Origin of the sequence: Conexibacter sp. CPCC 205762 (assembly GCF_030646155.1) — a bacterium.
Lineage (GTDB): Bacteria > Actinomycetota > Thermoleophilia > Solirubrobacterales > Solirubrobacteraceae > Conexibacter.
The window spans coordinates 89,240-107,165 of record NZ_JAUTDN010000012.1 but is presented as its reverse complement, the minus strand read 5'-3'; the positions used below and the strand labels follow the sequence as shown (position 1 = coordinate 107,165).

Here is a 17,926-nt window from a genome sequence, read left to right as displayed (position 1 = left end):
TCTCAACCCTTCACCGCGCCGGTCAGGCCGGCGTTCACGTAGCGCTGCAGGACGGCGTACAGGACGATGATCGGGACGACGATGATCGTCGCCGCCGCGAGCACCTCGTTCCAGTGCACGACGTTCTGGCTCAGCAGGTTCTGCAGGCCGAGCGGGAGCGTGAACGAGTCTCTCTCGTTCAACGTCACGCTCGGCAGCACGTACTCGTTCCAGACGCTGACGCAGTTGAGCACCGCGACGGTGATCAGCGCCGGCCGCGCGAGCGGGAAGTAGACGCGCGCGAAGACGGCAAGCTCGCCGTAGCCCTCCATCCGCGCGGCGTCGCGCAGCTCGCCCGGGATCGACGCGAAGTAGCCGCGCAGGATCAGGATCGCCAGCGGGCCCGCGCCGTTGACGACCGGCAGGATCACGCCCCACTTGGTGTCGATCAGGCCGAGCTCGCGGTCGAGGATCACGATCGGCAGCAGCACCGTCACCGCCGGCACCAGCAGCGCGCCGACGAACAGCAGGAAGAGCGCGTTTCTGAACGGGAAGTCGAGCACCGCGAAGGCGTAGGCGGCGAGCGGGAAGACGATCAGAATCAGCACGATCGCGGCGACCGTGATCAGCGTGCTGTTGAGCAGCAGCGTGACGAAGTCGAGCTGCTCCCAGACCGCGCGCACGCCGTCGAGCGTCGGCTCCGACGGCAGCGGCGAGGCGGTCCCGAGCACGTCCTGCTGGGACTTGAAGCCGCCGCCCAGCATCCACAGGAACGGATAGACGCTGACGATCAGGTAGAGCGCCAGCAGCGCGCCGACGAGCGCGCGCAGCGGGCGGATCTCGCGCAGCCTGCTCATGAGCGGGTCCGATCTCGCATGATGCGGAGGTTCAGCAGCGACAGCGCGAGCGCGAGCGCGAACAACGTCCAGCCGAGCGCGCTGGCGAGGCCGAGGTTGTTGTTGCCGCGGTCGAACGCGAGTCTGTAGACCTGCAGGCCGAGCACGTTGGTCGAGTCGACCGGCCCGCCGTTGGTCATCAGCAGGAACAGCTGGAAGTTCTGCAGCGCCTCGCGCAGGCAGATCACGATCAGCAGCGCGGTGATCGGCGCCAGCAGCGGCCATACGACGCGCCGCACGATCGTCCACTGGCTCGCGCCCTCGACGCGGGCCGCCTCGAACAGCGACTCGTCGATCGTCTGCAGGCCGGTCAGGAACAGCAGGATCCCGAGCGGGACCGTCATCCAAACGAGCACCGCGATCGTCGCCGGCAGCGCTGTCGAGGTCGAGCCGAGGAAGCCGTCGGCCTGCGCGAGCGAGTCGAGCCCGACGCTTCTCAGCAGCGAGTTGACGGCGCCGGCCGGCTCGTACATGAAGCGCCAGGCGTAGTAGACGCCGACGCCGGCGGTCACGTACGGGAGGAAGTAGAGCGTCCGCAGCGTCGCGCGCAGCCGCGCGATCGAGTTCAGCATCACCGCGATCGGCAGGCTGATGCCGACGACCAGCACGGGCAGCGCGACCATCACGATCGCCGTCTTGCCGACCGCGCCGCGCACGCGCGGCGCCAGCACCGGATCGGCCGAGAAGAGGTCCTTGAAGTTCTGCAGGCCGACCCACGTCCACTCGGGCGAGAGGCCGTTCCAGCGGTTGAAGCTGAGCATGAAGCCGTACGCGACCGTGTAGACGCCGAAGATCGCGAACAGCACGACCGCGGGCGCGAGGAAGCCGTACGCCGTCAGCGACTGCTTCAGGCCGTAGCGGCGCGCGGCCCGGCGGCGGCGCGGGCGCGCGAGCGCGCGGCGGCCCTGCGGCCGCCGCGCCCCCGCCTCCGCGCTCGCGTCTACTTCTGCGCTGCCCATGCCTTCGCGTACGTCTCGGTCAGCTCGTCGCCGACCTGCTGAGGCGTCGCCTTGCCCGCCACCAGCTTGTTCAGCGTGTCGGCCGTGCCGGGCGTGACGGGGCCGGCGCCGGCGCCCGGGTCGGCCGAGAAGTCGTTGACGTCGAGGACGTCGTCGCCGGGCGGGCTGAGCGCGGCGAACATCTCGCGCAGCGCCGGGTTCCAGCTCGCGGTCTCGTCGCCGAGGTCGGTCGCGGGGATGTCGTTGGCGCCCTCGCCGAACAGTCTCGCGCCCTCTCTGCTGCTGAGGAATCTGAGGAAGTCGATCGCCTCGGCGCGGTTCTTGCTCGTGCTCGCGACGCCGGCCGACACGAGCGGCGCGGGGGCGAGCTTCGTCTTGTCGTAGGCGCCGCCCTCGGGCGGCGGGACCGGGAAGACCATCACGTCGTCGAGGTCCATCCCCTGATCGAGCAGGAACGACAACGTGTACGTGCCGCCGACGTCCCAGGTGGCGCTGCCGTCGGCGAACTTCTGGTCGGCCTCGTCGATCCCGAGCGCGAGCACGCCCGGCACCCACAGCGGCGTCAGCCTGTCGTACAGCTCCAGCGTCTCGATGCTCTTGGGCGAGTTCCAGGCGACGCTCGGGTTCTTGCCCTGGCGGTTGAGGAAGTCGGCTCTGCCGAGGTAGTCGAACGAGAGCGGGCGGAAGAACCAGTAGTAGCCGGTCGGCGGGATCTTCAGGCCGGTCGCGATGCCGCCGCTGTCGCCCAGTCTCGCGCGCGTTCTCTCGATCGCGGCGATCATCTCCTGGTAGGTCGCGGGCGGCTTCGAGACGTCGACGCCGGCTCTTCTGAGCGCCGACTTGCGCGCGAAGACGAAGCCGGCCGAGCCCGACAGGTACGGGACGGCGTAGAAGTGGCCGGGCTCGAGGCCTTCCAGGCTCGTGCTGGAGTTGGCCGCCGAGGCCTTGATTCTCTCCTCCGTCAGGCTGGTGGCGGCGACGGCGCTCGGGTACAGCTCGTCCTGCCACGCTCTGTCGAACTCGCCGCTGATGTCGTCGAGCACGCCGGCGGCGGCGAACTGCCACTCCTCGCTCGCGCTGTGCGCGGAGACGATGTCGGGCAGGTCGCGCGTGTTGGCGGCCGCGCGGACCTTCGTCGCGTAGGCGTCGTCCGGCGTGTAGACCTGGATTCTGAGCGTGTTGCCGGTGCTTCTGCCCCACGCCTCCGCGGCCGCCTCCAGACCGGGGACGTTCGACTGCTTGAACGTCCACATCGTCAGGTTCTTGCCGCTGCCGGCGTCGCCGGAGCCGCTGCCGCCATCGTCGCCGCTGCTGCCGCAGCCGGCGCCGAACGCGATCAGCGCGCCGGCGCTCAGCAGTGCGGCCGCGCGCATCCTCGCGCGCAGACGTCCGTGCCCGTGCTTCGTGCCTACCATGCTCTCCTCCTCGGGCGCCCGCGACCGGCCACCCAACTGATATATGAGATCATCACCACTGCACCGCCGCTCTGTCAAGGCCGCGGTCACGACAACGTGCGTCAGCCGCGCGGGTGCGCGGCCCTGAAGCCCAGCAGCGCGACCGCGCGGGCGGTCGCGTAGGCGGTCCGGCGGCCCGGCAGCGGCGCGCGCAGCTCGGTCTCCGGATGGAACGCGCGCACCAGCTGCTCGGTCGGCAGCGGCGCGAGCGTGTCGTCGGCGACGACGTAGACGGGATGGAAGCCGGGCGCGACGGTCGCCTCGACCGCCAGCCGGCAGGCGCGCGCGGCGTCGCGCACGTCGAGATAGGCCCACAGCTCTCTCGACCCCTCCGCCGGATCCTCCGCCACGCGCGCGGCCCGCGCCGCGATCGCCGCGGACGTGTCGGTGAAGGGGAAGCGCAGCGCGACGACCGCGATCCCGTCGCGGCGGCAGAACATCGCCTCCGTCGCCTCGTCGCACTGCTTCGCGAGCGCGTACGCCTCTCTCGGGCGCAGCGGATGCGCCTCGTCCAGCGGCAGGTACAGCGGCGAGACGTGATCCTCGGCCCACGCCGCGCCGAGGATCGAGACGCTCGACGCCGTCACGACCCGCCGCACGCCGGCGCGGACCGCCTCGTCGAGCACGGTGAACGTCGCCTGCGTGTTGCCGGCGAACAGCTCCGGGTCGGGGACGATCCCCGGCGCCGGCACGCCGGCGAGGTGGACGACCGCGTCGGCCCCTGCCAGCGCGGTGCGCACGAGCGCGCCGTCGCGGCAGTCGCCGACGTGGATCGCGGCCGCGCCGCCGTCGCCCGCCGGGATGCCGGCCCCGGCGCGGTCGAGTGCGACGACGGCGTGGCCGCCTGCTGCCAGCTCCGCGACGACGACGCGGCCGATGCCGCCGCCGGCGCCGGTCACCAGCACGTTCATGCGGCCGCCTTGATCAGGCCCTGCAGGTAGCCGATCGCGTGCGCTCTCGCCTGCAGGTAGCCGCTGTCGCCGATCATCCTCGGGACGTGGTCGTCCAGCAGCGGGCCGTCGAAGCCGACGCGCCGCAGCTGCCGCATGACGGCGGCCGGGTCGAAGTTGCCGTCGCCGATGAACGCCTCCTCGAAGCGCGGGACGGTGCCGCGCACGTCGCGGAAGTGGACGTAGGCGATCCGCCCGGACGGGCCGAGCAGGTCGATCGCGCGCTCGACCGCGGCCGCGCCGCCCGGCATCGCCGAGACGGTCCCGAGGCAGAGGTCGACGCCCCATGCCGGCGAGCCGCCGCTGGCCGCGTCGGCTCTCGCGAGCGCCTCCGGCGAGGTGAAGATGCGCGCGTTGCCGCCGATCGCCGCGACCGGCGGATCGTCGGGGTGCAGCGCCAGCCGCACGCCCGCCTCCTCGGCGACCGGCAGCAGCTCCGCCAGGAAGCGGTCGTGGTTGGCCCACAGCGCCTCCGCCGACAGCTGCTGCGACGGCGAGGCGTGCGGCATCTCGATCCGGTTGCCGGCCTCGACCTGCGCGAGGTCGAAGGCGGTCACCGCGGCGCCGCCGCGGCTGGGCGCGGCGAGATCGGTGCGCCAGACGAACGTCGGCATGAAGTTGTAGCCGAGGATCGGCACGCCGGCGCGGCCGAGCGCGCGGATCGTGTCGGCGATCGCGGCGAGCTGCTCGTCGCGGCGCGGGCCGCCGAGCATCACGTCGTCGTAGAAGCCGTACGGGAGGTTCTCGATCACCTCCAGCCGCAGCCCGAGCGCGGCGCAGCGGTCGCGCAGCGCGGCGACGTCCTCGTACCGCCAGCGGCCGTCGGCCGCCGGCAGCTCCGGCGTGTTGAACTGCACGCCCGTGATGCCGAGCTGGCGCGCGTAGGCCGCGAGCCCCTCGTCGAGCGTGCTGATCTGCCCCAGGATGACCTGCATCTCTCTCCAGCCCTCTTGCGTGTGAGTCAGGCGGCCGTCAGCCCGCCGTCGATGACGAACTCCGACCCGGTCACGAACGCGGCCGCGTCGGAGGCGAGGTAGAGCGCCGCCTCGGCGACCTCCTCGGGCCGGCCGAGCCGGCCGGCCGGCTGACGCGCGACGAGCGCCGCGCGCGCCGCCTGCGGATCGGCGGCGGCGTCCAGCAGCGCACCCACCCAGGGCGAGTCGACCGTCCCCGGGCAGAGGCAGTTGCAGCGCACGCCGCTGGCGGCGTACTGGACCGCGACCTGCTTGGTCAGCGCGATCACCGCGCCCTTGCTGGCGCAGTAGGCGGCGCGGTCGCGCAGGCCGACCATGCCGGCGATCGAGGCGGTGTTGACGATCGCCCCGCGGCGGGCCGCGAGCATGTGCGGCAGCGCGTGCCTGATGCCGTTGAAGGTGCCGGTGACGTTGACGGCGAAGACGCGCTCCCACTCCTGCGCGGTCGTCTCGATCACGTCTCTGGTCGAGCCGATCCCGGCGTTGTTGCAGAGCACGTCGAGGCGGCCGTGACGGTCGACGGCGGCGTCGATCGCCTGTGCGAACGCCGCGCCGTCGGTGACGTCGAGCGCCTGCGCGTCGGCGCCCTTGGGGACGCCCGCGGGGTCGAGGTCGGCGGCGACGACGCGCGCGCCCTCGCCGAGGAAGCGGCGCGCCATCTCGCGGCCGATGCCGGAGCCGGCGCCGGTCACGACGACGACCCGGCCGGCGAAGCGGCCGGCACTGCCCGACGCTGTCTGCATCATCCTGCGGTCTCCTCGTCCAACGTGCGATAGGCGATCTGCTGCTCGGTCCCGCTGCGCGCCGCGCGCGCGATCGCGTCGCAGACCTCGGCGCAGCGGTAGCCGTCTTCCGCGCTCGCGCCGAGCGGCGCGACCGCGTGACGACCGGCGATCGCGCCGACCAGGTGGGCGAGCTCGAAGACGAAGCTGTCCTCCCAGCCGATCGCGTGCCCGGCCGGCCAGCTCGTCCGCAGGAACGGATGCGCCGGCTCGGTCACCGCGATCCGGCGGAAGCCGTCGCTGACCGCGTCGCCGACCGTCATCAGCTGCAGCTCGTCCTTGCGCTCCTGGTCGAACAGGAGCGAGCCGCGGGTGCCGTTGACCTCGATCGCGAGCTGGTTCTTGCGGCCGGGCGCGACGCGGCTCCCCTCGAGCGTGCCGATCGCGCCGTTGTCGAAGGCGACCGTCGCGGCGAAGGCGTCGTCGACGTCGACCGCGCCGCCGGGACGCTCGCCGACGAAGGTCGCGAGGCGCGCGGCGACGGCGGCCGGCTCGCCGACGAGGTGGCGCGCGAGGTCGACGACGTGCGAGCCGAGGTCGCCGAGCGCGCCGGCGCCGGCCTGCTGCGCGTCGAGCCGCCACGTGGCGGGCGCGTCTGGATCGACCAGCCACGACTGCAGGTAGCGGGCGCGGAAGTGGCGGATCTCGCCGAGCGCGCCGTCGGCGATCAGCTGCCGCGCGAGCGCGACGGCGGGGAAGAAGCGGTAGTTGAAGCCGGTCATGTGGACGACGCCCGCGCGCTCGACCGCCGCCCAGATCGCGAACGCCTCCTGCGCGTCACGCCCGAGCGGCTTCTCGCAGAGGACGTGCTTGCCGGCGCGCGCGGCGGCGATCGTGGGCGCGGCATGAAGCGCGTTGGGTCCGCCGTTGGAGACGAGCCCGATCGCCGGGTCCTCGATCAGCTCCTGCCAGTCGAAGACGGCGCGCTCGTAGCCGAACTCGCGCGCCATCCGCGTGGTCGCCTCGCGGTCGCGCGCGCAGAGCGCGACCAGCCGCAGCGGCAGCTCGGGAGCGACCCACGCGAGCTTGCGCAGCGCGATCGAGTGCGCGCGGCCCATGAAGCCGCGGCCGAGCATGCCGACGCCGAGCGCATCGCCGCCCCCGCCGCCGCTGCCGCCGCTGCCCGCGCCGCCGCCGTCGGGCGCGCTCGTGCTGGCCTCTCCTCTCACCACGCAACTAATATATCAGAGCTGGTCAACCACCCGTCCTGGAACGACCGCGCGCCGCCCGGCGAGGGGCGGCGCGCGGGGCCGGGGCTACTCGGCGCGCAGGAACTGCCGCACCGCGATCGTCATCAGCACCAGCCCGAGCAGCAGCACGAGCGCGACCTCGAACCAGACCGGCAGCGTCCAGCCGAACCACGAGACGCCCGGGTCGAGCGTCGCGCGCGCGGCGTCGGAGACGTCGAGGTGGTCGAAGACGAGCCGCCGCATCGGGTCGACGACGTACGTCAGCGGGTTGATGCGGTTGAGCACTTCCAGCCAGGTCGGCAGGCCGGAGACCGGGAACAGCGAGCCCGACAGGAAGACGAGCGGGAAGACGAACAGCTGCATGATGCTCGTGAAGGTGCGGATGTTCTTGATCCGCGTCGCCACCATCAGGCCGAAGGCGGTCACGGTGAAGGCCGCGATCAGCAGCAGCGCGAGCAGGCCGAGCAGCATCAGCGGGTCGTACGGCACGTCGACGAGGCCGGCGAGCGCCAGCATCACGACGCCCTGGGAGGCGGCGACGGTCGTGCCGCCGAGCGCCTTGCCGAGCAGGATCGAGCTGCGGCTGACGGGCGCCACCAGCATCTCCCGCATCACGCCCAGCTCGCGGTCCATCACGAGCGTGATCGCGCTGAACATCGCGGTGAAGACGACCGCGAACGACAGCATCCCGGGGAAGATGAACGTCTTCAGGTCGACGCCGTCGGTCGAGGCGGCCGACAGCTGCTGCAGGCCGCTGCCGATCACGAACAGGAACAGCAGCGGCTGCACCAGCCAGGCGACCATGCCGGCCTTGTCGCTGACGAAGCGCGTCAGCTCGCGCCGCCAGACGATCTTGACCGCGCGCAGCTCGGAGCGCCACGAGCGCTCCGGCACGCGGATCGCGACGGGTTCGGGGATCGTGGTGAGTGCTGTCATCTGCGCATCGCCTTCATCATCTGCAGGTGGGCACGGTTGCGGTTGGAGCCGGCGTCGCCCTCGGCGTCGCGGATCGTCGAGCCGGTCCAGCGCATGAAGACGTCGTCGAGCGTCGGCCGCGATACGGCGACCGAGGTGATCGCGACGTCCAGCTCGGCGAACAGCCGCGGCACGAACGCCTCGCCCGACTCGACGTGGAAGGTGACCGCCCCCTCGGCGACGGTCGCCTCGATCCCGAACCGCTCCCGCAGCTCGGCCAGGGCGGCCTCGTCGTCGGCGGTGCCGATCACGACGCGGTCGGTCCCGACGCTCGCCTTCAGCGCCTCAGGCGTGTCGAGCACGACGATCTCGCCGCGATCCATGATCGCGATCCGGTCGCAGAACTCGGCCTCGTCCATATAGTGGGTCGTCATGAAGATCGTCGTGCCCTCTCTTTCTTGCAGCGCGCGGATGTAGCGCCAGATCGAGCTGCGCGTCTGCGGGTCGAGGCCGATCGTCGGCTCGTCGAGGAACAGCACGCGCGGCGAGTGCATCAGCCCGCGCGCGATCTCCAGCCGCCGGCGCATGCCGCCGGAGAAGGTGATCACGGGCTGGTCGCGGCGGTCGGCGAGGTCGACCATCTCCAGCATCTGCTGCATCCGCGCGGGGATCACGGCCGGGTCGATCCCGTACAGCTCCGCGTGCAGGCGCAGGTTCTGGTCGGCGGTCAGCTGGTTGTCGAGCGTCGAGTCCTGGAAGACGAGGCCGATGTGGCGGCGGACGCTGTCGCGCGCGGCGACGACGTCGAAGCCGCTCACGCGCGCGGCGCCCGCGGTCGGCTTCGCGAGCGTGCAGAGCATGTTGATCGTCGTGCTCTTGCCGGCGCCGTTGGGGCCGAGGAAGCCGAACACCTCGCCCGGCGGAACGGTGAAGGAGACCCCTCTCACGGCCTCGACCTCACCGAAGGACTTGCCGAGGCCGTCGACCTCGATCGCGGGTGGGGATGTGGAAGTCATGACGGGCACTGTAACAGTACAGTCACTGTAAGAATAGGGCGTCTGTATCGTGTATGCTTATGACAGGCCACAGACCTGAGGGCTTGCGCGAGCGCAAGAAGCGCGCCACGCGCGACGCGATCGCCGCCACCGCCCGCCGCCTGTTCGCCGAGCGCGGCTTCGACACCGTCACCGTCGCCGAGATCGCCGTCGCCGCCGACGTCTCCGAGAAGACGGTCTTCAACCACTTCGCGACGAAGGAGGACCTCGTCTTCGCCGGCGGGGACACGGGGATGCTGGCGCTCGTCAGCGCCGTCAGAGAACGCCCCGCGGGCACCTCCGTGCTCGACGTCTTCCGCGCGAACTCGGAGGCGATGCTCGCCGTCGTCGCCAGAGGCGAGACCGAGAACAGCCTGCTCGTCCCGCGGATCGTGCGCGGCAGCCCGCACCTGCAGGAGCGGCTGACGGCCGGCTGGGCGAGAGAGGTCGACGCGCTCGCCGCCGCGATGGCGGAGGCGACCGGCGCCTACCCCGGCGACCTCGTCCCCGACGTCGTCGCGCGCACGCTCGCCTGGACGCTGATCGCGATCTTCCGCCAGACGTTCGCCGCGCTGCTGGCCGGCGAGGACCCCGCCGCGGTCGCGCAGCGCATGCGGCCCGAGGCCGCCCGCGCCTACGACCAGCTCGCCGCCGGGCTCGGCGGCTACGGGGTCGCCGGCGACTGAGCGGCGAGACGGCTCGGCGGCGGGACCTGCTCCCGCCGCCACGAGTCGATCACCAGCAGCGTGCGCGTCGAGGCGACGTCCGCTTCGCGGCGGAGGGCGGCGATCGTGGTGCGGAGCTGGTCGGGGCCGCTGACGCGCAGGCGGGCGACGGCGTCGGGGTCGCCGGCGAGCGTCAGCACCTCGACGACCGCGTCGAGCCGGCGCAGGCGCGCGAGCACCTCGCCGACGCCGGCGCGGCCGGCGACGCGCAGCTCGACCAGCGCCTCCAGCGAGCCGCCGAGCAGCGTCTCGTCGATCACGGCCGTGTAGCCGCTGATCACGCCGGCCCGCTCGAGCCGCTCGACGCGGCGACCGACCGGCGCCGGCGACAGCCCGACCCGCCGCGCCAGCTCCGCCACCGGCAGCCGCCCGTCGGCCCGCAGCAGCGCCAGCAGCGCGCGGTCGACGTCGTCGACGTGGACGGCGCCCGGCATCGCGTCAGGGGGTGGCCGGGCGCCGGCGCGCGGCGGGGCCGGACGGGGCGCGGCGCACGGCGCGGCGGCTCATGCGCTCGGCGAGGCGGCCGCGGCGGCGATGCGCGTGACCTCGGCCGCGATCTCGCTGCCCAGCTCGACGGTCGTGCCGCTGCCGCCGAGGTCGGGCGTCAGCGGCGCCTCCTGCGGGCCGCGCGCGAGCACCTGCTCGATCGCGCGCAGGACAGCCGCGCCGGCCGCGTCATGGCCGAGGTGGTCGAGCATCATCGAGGCGCACCAGATCTGGCCGATCGGGTTCGCGATCCCCTTGCCGGCGATGTCCGGCGCGGAGCCGTGGACCGGCTCGAACAGGCTCGGGAAGAGCCGCTCGGGGTTGATGTTGGCGCTCGGGGCGATCCCGATCGTGCCCGCGCAGGCGGGACCGAGGTCGGAGAGGATGTCGCCGAACAGGTTGGAGCCGACGACGACGTCGAACCAGTCCGGGTGCAGGACGAAGTTCGCCGTCAGGATGTCGATGTGGAACTTGTCGACGGCGACCTCGGGGTAGGAGGCCGCCATCGCCGCGACACGCTCGTCCCAGTACGGCATCGTCACCGAGATGCCGTTGCTCTTCGTCGCCGAGGTGAGCTTGCGGCGCGGCCGTCTCATCGCCAGCTCGAAGGCGTACTTGAGCACGCGGTCGACGCCGGTGCGCGTCATCACCGTCTCCTGCATCACCGTCTCGCGCTCGGTCCCCTCGAAGATGCGCCCGCCGATCGAGGAGTACTCGCCCTCGGTGTTCTCGCGCACGACCCAGAAGTCGACGTCGCCCGGCTCACGCCCCGTCAGCGGCGAGGCGACGCCCGGCATCAGCCGCGTCGGCCGCAGGCTGACGTACTGGTCGAAGCCGCGGCGGAACTGCAGCAGGCTGCCCCACAGCGAGACGTGGTCAGGCACGACCTCGGGCCAGCCGACGGCGCCGAAGAAGATCGCGTCGAACGGGCGCAGCGTCTCGAACCAGTCGTCCGGCAGCATCTTCCCGGTGCGCTGCCAGTACGGCGCGCTGGCGAAGTCGAACTCGCGGTAGGACAGCGAGATGCCGAAGGCGGCGGCGGCCGCGTCGAGCACGCGCACGCCCTCGGGCACGACCTCGGTGCCGATGCCGTCGCCGGGGATGACGGCGATCGTGTTCGCCTGCACGTCAGACACTCTGTTCTCTTCCTGATTCGGGGAAATGGCACGCGACAGCGTGCCCGTCGGCGCCCTCCAGCGGTGGCGCGACCTGTGCGCACAGCTCGGTCGCCTTCCAGCAGCGGGTGCGGAAGCGGCAGCCGCTCGGCGGGTCGGCCGGGCTCGGCACGGCGCCGCTGAGCACGATCCGTCTGCGTCTGCGCTCGACCACCGGGTCGGCGACCGGGACGGCGGACAGCAGCGCGTGCGTGTACGGATGCCGCGGCGCCTTGAACAGCTGCGCGACCGTCCCCGTCTCGACGAATCTGCCGAGGTACATGACCGCGACGCGGTCGCTGACGTGGCGCACGACGGAGAGGTCGTGGGCGATGAAGACGTACGTCAGGCCGAGGTCGCGCTGGAGGTCGGCGAGCGTGTTGACGACGCCCGCCTGGACGCTGACGTCGAGCGCCGAGACCGGCTCGTCGAGCACGATCACCTGCGGCTCGACGGCGAGCGCCCGCGCGATCCCGATCCGCTGCCGCTGGCCGCCGGAGAACTCGTGCGGGTAGCGGTTGGCGTGCGCCGGGTTGAGGCCGACGAGGTCGAGCAGCTCACGCACGCGCGCGTCCTGGCCGCCGCGGTGGAGGCCGTGGATCTGCAGCGGCTCGGCGAGGATCGCGTTGATCGACATGCGCGGGTCCAGCGACGCGTACGGGTCCTGGAAGACCATCTGGATCTTGCGCCGCACGGCGAGCCGGCGCCCGCGCGCGCGGCCCGAGATCTCCTCACCCGCGAGCCGCACCGAGCCCGTGTCGGGCGGATGCAGCTGGACGATCGAGCGCGCCAGCGTGCTCTTGCCGCAGCCCGACTCGCCGACGATCCCGAACGTCTCGCCGCGGCCGACCTCGAACGACACGCCGGAGACCGCCTGCACCGGCGCGCCCTTGCGGCGGAAGCCGTTGCCGCCGCTCTCGTACGCCTTCACGAGCTGGTCGACTTCGAGCACTGCGGTCACGTCCATCCCTCTCTCGCGACGTCGATGCGGGCGCAGACGGCGACGTGCCCGGCGGCGATCTCCGCGACCGGCAGCGGGTCGCTGTCGCAGAGGCCGGCGAGCGCGTGCGGGCAGCGCGGCAGGAAGCGGCAGCCGGCCGGCAGCTCGGTCGGGTTCGGCGGGCGCCCGGGGATGTACCGCAGGCGGCCGTCGTCGGCGTCGTCGTCGAGCCGAGGCAGCGACTGCAGCAGCCCCTGCGTGTAAGGGTGCGACGGCAGCGCGAACAGCGGCTCGACCGGCGCCTCCTCGACCTTGCCGCCGGCGTACATGACGACGACGCGATCGGCGAGGCCGGCGACGACGCCGAGGTCGTGCGTGATCAGCAGCACCGCCGCCTGCGTCCGCTCCTGCACCTCCTTCAGCACCTCCAGCACCTGCGCCTGGACGGTCACGTCGAGCGCGGTCGTCGGCTCGTCGGCGATGATCACGTCGGGGTCGTTGGCGATCGACATCGCGATCATCACGCGCTGGCGCATGCCGCCCGAGAACTCGTGCGGGTACTGGTCGGCACGCTGCTGCGCGGAGGGGATCCCGACCGTCTCCAGCAGCTCGATCGCGCGCGCCCGCAGGGCCTCCTTCGGCACCGAGCGGTCGTGCACGCGGACCGCCTCCATCAGCTGGCGGCCGACCGTGTGGGCCGGGTTGAGCGCCGCCAGCGCGTCCTGGAAGACCATCGCGATGCCCTTGCCGCGCACGCCGCGCAGCTCCTTCTCGGGCGCGCCGATCAGCTCCCGCTCGCGGAAGCGGATCGAGCCGCCGAGCGTCGCCGTGTCGGGCAGCAGGCCGAGCACCGCCATCGCGGTCGCGCTCTTGCCCGAGCCCGACTCGCCGACGATCCCGACGGTCTCGCCGGGGAAGACGTCGAGGCTGAGCCCGTCGACCGCGACGGCCGGGCCGTCGTCGGTCGCGAACGTCACGCGCAGCTCGTCGATCCTCAGGATCGGTTCCATCACCGTCTCCTCGCGCGCTGGTCGAAGGCGTCGCGCAGCCCGTCGCCGATGAAGTTGACGCACAGGACCGTCACGAGGATGAAGACGCCCGGGAAGATCAGCAGATAGGTCTGGTCGGTGCCGAGCAGGCCGGCCGCGTCGCTCAGCAGCTGCCCCCAGCTGCTCTGCGGCGGCTGCACGCCGAAGCCGAGGAAGCTGAGCGTCGACTCGACGATGATCGCCGCCGCGACCGCGAGCGAGACGTTGACCGCGATCACGCCCGCGAGGTTGGGCAGCATGTGGCGGACGATGATCCGCGTCGTGCTCGCGCCCAGCAGCTTCGACGCCTCGATGAACTCCTTCTCGCGCAGCGACATCACCTGCGAGCGCGCGACGCGCGCGATCGAGGTCCAGCCGATCGCGCTCAGCACGAGGATGATCGTGAACGGCGAGCTGCCGAGGCCCTGCAGCGCGAGCGCCAGCACGGCGACCGCCGGCACGATCAGGAAGAGGTCGACGGTGCGCATGATCAGCTCGTCGACCCAGCCGCCGAGGTAGCCGGCCAGCGCGCCCAGCAGCGTGCCGATGATCGTCGACAGGACCGCGACCGCGAGCCCGATCGAGAGCGAGATGCGACCGGCGTAGAGCAGCTCGCTGAGGAAGTCGCGGCCGAGCGCGTCGGTCCCGAGCAGGTGGCCGTCGCTGCCGGGGCCGACGGGGCCCAGCAGCAGGTCCTGCTGGTTCTGCGCATAGGGCGCGATCAGGTTCGCGCCGAAGCAGCAGATCGCCAGCAGCAGCAGGACGATCGCGCCGGCCATCGCGAGCCGGTGGCGGCGGAAGCGGCGCCCGATCACGCGCCACTGCGAGCGCGCCTTCTCCGGCCGCGCCGCGGCGGGGCTCTCCACGGAGGCGCTCATCGCAGCTTCACCTTCGGATCGAGCAGCGCGTAGCTGAGGTCGGCCATCAGGTTGAAGAAGACGACGGCGATCGCGACGACGAACATCCACGGCACCAGCACGAACACGTCGCCGGCCTGCAGCGACTGCAGGAACAGCCGGCCCATGCCGGGGATCGAGTAGATCTGCTCGGTCACGATCAGGCCGCCGAACAGCACGCCGGTGTCGAGCGCGACGATCGTCACGAACGGCGCCAGCGCGTTGCGCAGCGCGTGCCGCAGGACGATCGCGCGCGGCGGCACGCCCTTCGCTCTCGCCGTCCGCACGTAGTCGCTGGAGAGCACGTCGAGCATCGAGGTGCGGGCGAAACGGCTCCAGCTCGCGGTCAGCGTCACCGTCAGCGTCGCCAGCGGCAGCACGAGGTGGCGCAGGTAGTCGAGGTTGAAGCCGCTCGTGCCGGGCGAGTGGAGCCCGACGAAGTAGAACGGCGGCTCGCTCCAGCCGAGCGACTGCACCGGCCAGACCGCGACCAGCTGGATCAGCACGAGGCCGAACCAGAAGGCCGGCAGCGAGATGCCGACGTAGGCGAGGCCGCTGAGCACGTAGTCGCCGGCCGAGTACTGCCGCACGGCGGTGTAGACGCCGATCGCGAGCGCGACGAAGGCGGCCAGCAGCACGCCCCAGAACATCAGCTGCAGCGTCGGCCACAGCGCGCTGCCGACGAGCGACGAGACGCTCCCGCCGGTGCGGGTGCTCGTGCCCCAGTCGCCCGTCAGGAAGCCCTTCATCCACAGCACGTACTGCTCGGGGATCGAGCGGTCGAGGCCGAGCCGCTCGATCTCCCGCTGCACGGCCCCGGCGTCATGACCCTGCCGCAGCTTCGCGACAGGGTCGAAGGTCGCGCGCACCGCCCAGAAGAGCAGGAACGACGCGATCAGGACGACCGGGACCGACCAGGCAAAGCGCCGCAGCGCGAAGCGCAGCAAGCTACTGCCCTCGGGTCCATTCCTCGAGGTTCCACCACGGCCCCTCGGAGGGGTTGATGCTGATCGGCCCGCCGATCGCGTCGTTGGTCATCAGCACGTTCGGCACGGTCGCGATCGGCAGCGACGGGACCGCCGCGGCGATCAGCGCGTCGGCTCTCAGCGAGGCAGCTCTGCGCTGCGCCTGGTCGACCGATATGTCGACCGTTCTCAGCTCCTGGTCGAGGCCGGGGATGTTGGCCCGGTAGAAGTTGATGCCGGAGTTGCCGTTGGCCTTCGTCGGGATCGAGGTCGAGCTGAAGGAGGCGCTCAGCGACGGCTCGGGGTACTGGTCGATCAGCGTCCAGAGGCCGAGCTGGAAGTCGCCGGCCGGCGCCAGCTTGCTGAAGATCTCGGCCGGCGTCGTGTTCGTGATCTTGAGCGTGAAGCCGGCCTCCTTCAGCTGCTGCTGGAGGATCTGCTCGGTCAGCTCGCGCCGCTTGTTGCCGGCGAGCGAGGTGATCGTCATCTCGGCCTTCTTGCCGTCCTTGGCCCAGATGCCGTCACCGCCTCTGCTCCAGCCGGCGCCCGTCATCAGCTCCTCGACTCTCGCCGGGTCGGGCGTGTAGACGTCGAAGTCGCTGCCGGCGAAGGCGCCGACGAGCGGCGAGATGAAGCTCTGCGCCGGCTCGCTGACGCCGAGCGGGCCGTACAGCCGCTCGGTGATCGCCTTGCGGTCGACGGCGTACGCGAGCGCCTTGCGGACGGCCTCGTCGTCGAGCGGGAATCTGCCGTTGTTCATCCACAGCGCCTCGAGGTTGCCGGTCTCGGCGTCGACCTCGACTCTGGTGTTGGGGATGCCCGCCTTGATCTGCGAGATCGCGTCGACCTGCGGCGTCGGGTAGAGCGACTGCACCTGGCCGCTCTTGAGCGCCTGGAAGGCGGCGGAGGTGTCGGGGATGAACTGGAAGACGACCTTGTCGAGCTTCGGCTTGTCGCCCCAGTACCTGTCATTCGGGACGAGCGTCACCGAGGTGCCCTTCTGCCACTTCTCGATCTTCCACGGTCCGCCGGAGAAGGAGTAGCCGTCCTTCATGATCTTGTCGCGATCTCTGCCTCTCAGCAGGTGCTCGGGCAGGATGCTGTAGCTGCCGCCGAAGAGCGAGCGCCAGGGGCCGAAGGTCGATCTCAGCTTGACGACCGCGGTCTTCTCGTCGGGCGTCTCGACGCTCTCGATCAGGTCGTAGCCGGTCTTGTCGAAGATGCCCTCGCCGTCGCGGATCTGCAGCGCCGTGTACTCGAAGTCTCTGGAGCTGATCGGCGTGCCGTCGGACCAGACCGCCTCGGGGGCGATTCTGTACGTGATCGTCTGCGTGTCGCCTCTGACCTCGACCTGCGGCTCGCCGGCCAGCACGTCGGAGGGGACGAGCGCCCATCTGCCGTCCTGCTCGCGCGTGTCGAACGCGGTCGGCAGGGTCGTCACCTGCATCGTGTAGCTGCCCCAGATGTTGCCGGCGCAGACCGCGATCCAGTCGGCGCAGTCGGGTTCCTGCTCGGCGCCGACGACGAGCGTCCCGCCGCTCGCGCCGCTGGCGCTGCTTGTCGTGCTGCTGCCTCCGCCTGCGCCGTTGACGGTGCCTCCGCCCCCGCCGGAGCTGCCGCAGGCGGTCACGCCGGCTGCGAGCAGAACAGCGATGAGGGCGGTGTGCCCGCGACGGCGGGCCAAGAGAAAGTCCGGCATTTGCCACCTTCCACCAGGGATACGACGACGTACGTGCTGACCCCGGGGGAGGCCGCACCACCACTTGACGGTGACGATCTTACGCCGCCTCAGAGTGACTGTCAATGGCATAGGCAATGGCGTTGACTTAGTTGTGGGCAAGCGCTGTGAACAGCCGTGCGCCGTTGTATTGTGAGCGCGTGCCACCCGTGAGAGACGAGTCGAAGTCGAGAAGAGCCAGCAGAGCGCGCCGCGGGCGTGACACGCTCAGCCGCGAGGTGATCCTCGAGGCGGCGCGCGCGATCGCCGTGCGCGACGGCCTCGACGGCCTCACCTTCCAGGCGATCGGCCGCGAGCTGGAGGCCCACCCGACCTCCGTCTACCGCCACTACCGCGACAAGGACGAGCTGCTGCTCGACCTGATCGACGACCTCCGCGCGCGCTCCTACGGCGGCCTGCTGAGACCGTCCGGCGACTGGCGCGAGGACCTGCGCGAGCAGGCGCGGCACATCCACGACCACTACCTGCGCTACCCGACCTTCGCGCAGCAGATGGCCGCCCGCACGACCCGCCGCCCGACCGAGTTCGCGAACGTCGAGTTCACGGCGCGTGTGCTGCTCGACGCCGGCCTCAGACCGGCGTCGGCGGCCGCCTGCATCCGCGCGCTCGGCAACTACATCCGCTCGGCCGCGGCGATCGAGGCGTCGCTGCAGACGCTCGACGAGGAGAGCCGCCGCGCCGACAACCTCGCGTGGGAGGTCGAGTACCGCCAGCTCGACGCGGAGCGCTTCCCCGCGATCAACACGCTCGACGGCCACCTCACGCCGATCGGCGACCCGTCGGTCTTCTGGACCGGGCTCGAGCTGCTGCTCGACGGCATCGCGCTGCAGATCGAGCGCGACGCCGCCTCGGAGTCCTGAG

General features: G+C 71.6%; 18 protein-coding genes. 2 read left to right on the top strand and 16 right to left on the bottom strand.

What is annotated here, in order from left to right; genetic code table 11:
* Positions 1 to 2: 2 nt before the first annotated feature.
* The 9 genes from Q7L73_RS12355 to Q7L73_RS12315 all read right to left on the bottom strand — a co-directional run bounded on the left by Q7L73_RS12355 (position 3) and on the right by Q7L73_RS12315 (position 9,115).
* Positions 3 to 836: a carbohydrate ABC transporter permease gene (locus tag Q7L73_RS12355; RefSeq protein ID WP_304692513.1), complete on the bottom strand. Its 834-nt coding sequence runs from the start codon at positions 834 to 836 to the stop codon at positions 3 to 5.
* On the bottom strand, positions 833 to 1,834 hold the full coding sequence (locus Q7L73_RS12350; RefSeq protein ID WP_304692511.1) for a carbohydrate ABC transporter permease: 1,002 nt from the start codon (positions 1,832 to 1,834) through the stop codon (positions 833 to 835). The genes Q7L73_RS12355 and Q7L73_RS12350 overlap by 4 nt, the downstream gene beginning before the upstream one ends.
* Positions 1,816 to 3,249: an extracellular solute-binding protein gene (locus Q7L73_RS12345; protein WP_304692508.1), complete on the bottom strand. Its 1,434-nt coding sequence runs from the start codon at positions 3,247 to 3,249 to the stop codon at positions 1,816 to 1,818. Before Q7L73_RS12345 ends, Q7L73_RS12350 begins: the two co-directional genes overlap by 19 nt.
* A 101-nt stretch (positions 3,250 to 3,350) precedes the next feature.
* Positions 3,351 to 4,199: an NAD(P)-dependent oxidoreductase gene (locus Q7L73_RS12340; protein ID WP_304692506.1), complete on the bottom strand. Its 849-nt coding sequence runs from the start codon at positions 4,197 to 4,199 to the stop codon at positions 3,351 to 3,353.
* Positions 4,196 to 5,173: a mannonate dehydratase gene (locus tag Q7L73_RS12335; protein WP_304692504.1), complete on the bottom strand. Its 978-nt coding sequence runs from the start codon at positions 5,171 to 5,173 to the stop codon at positions 4,196 to 4,198. Before Q7L73_RS12335 ends, Q7L73_RS12340 begins: the two co-directional genes overlap by 4 nt.
* Positions 5,174 to 5,199: 26 nt before the next feature.
* Positions 5,200 to 5,958 (bottom strand): SDR family NAD(P)-dependent oxidoreductase, encoded by a 759-nt coding sequence (locus tag Q7L73_RS12330; RefSeq protein WP_304692503.1) that lies wholly within the window; start codon positions 5,956 to 5,958, stop codon positions 5,200 to 5,202.
* Positions 5,955 to 7,166, bottom strand: coding sequence for a Gfo/Idh/MocA family protein (locus Q7L73_RS12325; RefSeq protein WP_304692502.1), 1,212 nt, complete (start codon positions 7,164 to 7,166; stop codon positions 5,955 to 5,957). The genes Q7L73_RS12330 and Q7L73_RS12325 overlap by 4 nt, the downstream gene beginning before the upstream one ends.
* Positions 7,167 to 7,250: 84 nt before the next feature.
* Positions 7,251 to 8,120 (bottom strand): ABC transporter permease, encoded by an 870-nt coding sequence (locus Q7L73_RS12320; RefSeq protein ID WP_304692500.1) that lies wholly within the window; start codon positions 8,118 to 8,120, stop codon positions 7,251 to 7,253.
* Complete coding sequence (locus Q7L73_RS12315) at positions 8,117 to 9,115, bottom strand: ATP-binding cassette domain-containing protein (RefSeq protein ID WP_304692498.1); 999 nt, start codon at positions 9,113 to 9,115, stop codon at positions 8,117 to 8,119. Before Q7L73_RS12315 ends, Q7L73_RS12320 begins: the two co-directional genes overlap by 4 nt.
* A 59-nt stretch (positions 9,116 to 9,174) precedes the next feature.
* On the opposite strand from Q7L73_RS12315, the gene Q7L73_RS12310 reads away from it, so the two are divergent.
* On the top strand, positions 9,175 to 9,819 hold the full coding sequence (locus Q7L73_RS12310; RefSeq protein WP_304692496.1) for a TetR/AcrR family transcriptional regulator: 645 nt from the start codon (positions 9,175 to 9,177) through the stop codon (positions 9,817 to 9,819).
* On the opposite strand, the gene Q7L73_RS12305 is transcribed toward Q7L73_RS12310, so the two are convergent.
* From Q7L73_RS12305 to Q7L73_RS12275, 7 genes are all read right to left on the bottom strand, one after another.
* Complete coding sequence (locus Q7L73_RS12305; RefSeq protein ID WP_304692494.1) at positions 9,798 to 10,292, bottom strand: Lrp/AsnC family transcriptional regulator; 495 nt, start codon at positions 10,290 to 10,292, stop codon at positions 9,798 to 9,800. The genes Q7L73_RS12310 and Q7L73_RS12305 overlap by 22 nt on opposite strands.
* Positions 10,293 to 10,361: 69 nt before the next feature.
* Complete coding sequence (locus Q7L73_RS12300) at positions 10,362 to 11,471, bottom strand: tartrate dehydrogenase (protein ID WP_370552429.1); 1,110 nt, start codon at positions 11,469 to 11,471, stop codon at positions 10,362 to 10,364.
* A gap of 1 nt (position 11,472) precedes the next feature.
* Positions 11,473 to 12,465, bottom strand: a complete 993-nt coding sequence (locus tag Q7L73_RS12295) for an ABC transporter ATP-binding protein (RefSeq protein WP_304692490.1) — start codon at positions 12,463 to 12,465, stop codon at positions 11,473 to 11,475.
* On the bottom strand, positions 12,456 to 13,448 hold the full coding sequence (locus Q7L73_RS12290; protein ID WP_304692488.1) for an ABC transporter ATP-binding protein: 993 nt from the start codon (positions 13,446 to 13,448) through the stop codon (positions 12,456 to 12,458). The genes Q7L73_RS12295 and Q7L73_RS12290 overlap by 10 nt, the downstream gene beginning before the upstream one ends.
* Positions 13,448 to 14,344: an ABC transporter permease gene (locus tag Q7L73_RS12285; RefSeq protein ID WP_304692486.1), complete on the bottom strand. Its 897-nt coding sequence runs from the start codon at positions 14,342 to 14,344 to the stop codon at positions 13,448 to 13,450. Before Q7L73_RS12285 ends, Q7L73_RS12290 begins: the two co-directional genes overlap by 1 nt.
* Positions 14,341 to 15,309 (bottom strand): ABC transporter permease, encoded by a 969-nt coding sequence (locus Q7L73_RS12280; protein ID WP_304692484.1) that lies wholly within the window; start codon positions 15,307 to 15,309, stop codon positions 14,341 to 14,343. The genes Q7L73_RS12285 and Q7L73_RS12280 overlap by 4 nt, the downstream gene beginning before the upstream one ends.
* Position 15,310: 1 nt before the next feature.
* Entirely contained in the window at positions 15,311 to 16,957 is a 1,647-nt protein-coding gene (locus tag Q7L73_RS12275; RefSeq protein ID WP_304692482.1) for an ABC transporter substrate-binding protein, read from the bottom strand.
* Positions 16,958 to 17,205: 248 nt separating this feature from the next.
* On the opposite strand from Q7L73_RS12275, the gene Q7L73_RS12270 reads away from it, so the two are divergent.
* Positions 17,206 to 17,925, top strand: a complete 720-nt coding sequence (locus Q7L73_RS12270; RefSeq protein WP_304692479.1) for a TetR/AcrR family transcriptional regulator — start codon at positions 17,206 to 17,208, stop codon at positions 17,923 to 17,925.
* The last annotated feature ends 1 nt before the right edge of the window (position 17,926 follow it).

What these genes read in the sequence shown, in the direction of transcription:
- Q7L73_RS12295 (WP_304692490.1), bottom strand. Translation starts at nt 12,465, where the DNA reads ATGGACGTGACCGCAGTGCTCGAAGTCGACCAGCTCGTGAAGGCGTAC.
- Q7L73_RS12285 (WP_304692486.1), bottom strand. Translation starts at nt 14,344, where the DNA reads ATGAGCGCCTCCGTGGAGAGCCCCGCCGCGGCGCGGCCGGAGAAGGCG.
- Q7L73_RS12330 (WP_304692503.1), bottom strand. Translation starts at nt 5,958, where the DNA reads ATGATGCAGACAGCGTCGGGCAGTGCCGGCCGCTTCGCCGGCCGGGTC.
- Q7L73_RS12355 (WP_304692513.1), bottom strand. Translation starts at nt 836, where the DNA reads ATGAGCAGGCTGCGCGAGATCCGCCCGCTGCGCGCGCTCGTCGGCGCG.
- Q7L73_RS12350 (WP_304692511.1), bottom strand. Translation starts at nt 1,834, where the DNA reads ATGGGCAGCGCAGAAGTAGACGCGAGCGCGGAGGCGGGGGCGCGGCGG.
- Q7L73_RS12290 (WP_304692488.1), bottom strand. Translation starts at nt 13,448, where the DNA reads ATGGAACCGATCCTGAGGATCGACGAGCTGCGCGTGACGTTCGCGACC.
- Q7L73_RS12345 (WP_304692508.1), bottom strand. Translation starts at nt 3,249, where the DNA reads ATGGTAGGCACGAAGCACGGGCACGGACGTCTGCGCGCGAGGATGCGC.
- Q7L73_RS12310 (WP_304692496.1), top strand. Translation starts at nt 9,175, where the DNA reads ATGACAGGCCACAGACCTGAGGGCTTGCGCGAGCGCAAGAAGCGCGCC.
- Q7L73_RS12305 (WP_304692494.1), bottom strand. Translation starts at nt 10,292, where the DNA reads ATGCCGGGCGCCGTCCACGTCGACGACGTCGACCGCGCGCTGCTGGCG.
- Q7L73_RS12320 (WP_304692500.1), bottom strand. Translation starts at nt 8,120, where the DNA reads ATGACAGCACTCACCACGATCCCCGAACCCGTCGCGATCCGCGTGCCG.
- Q7L73_RS12315 (WP_304692498.1), bottom strand. Translation starts at nt 9,115, where the DNA reads ATGACTTCCACATCCCCACCCGCGATCGAGGTCGACGGCCTCGGCAAG.
- Q7L73_RS12335 (WP_304692504.1), bottom strand. Translation starts at nt 5,173, where the DNA reads ATGCAGGTCATCCTGGGGCAGATCAGCACGCTCGACGAGGGGCTCGCG.
- Q7L73_RS12340 (WP_304692506.1), bottom strand. Translation starts at nt 4,199, where the DNA reads ATGAACGTGCTGGTGACCGGCGCCGGCGGCGGCATCGGCCGCGTCGTC.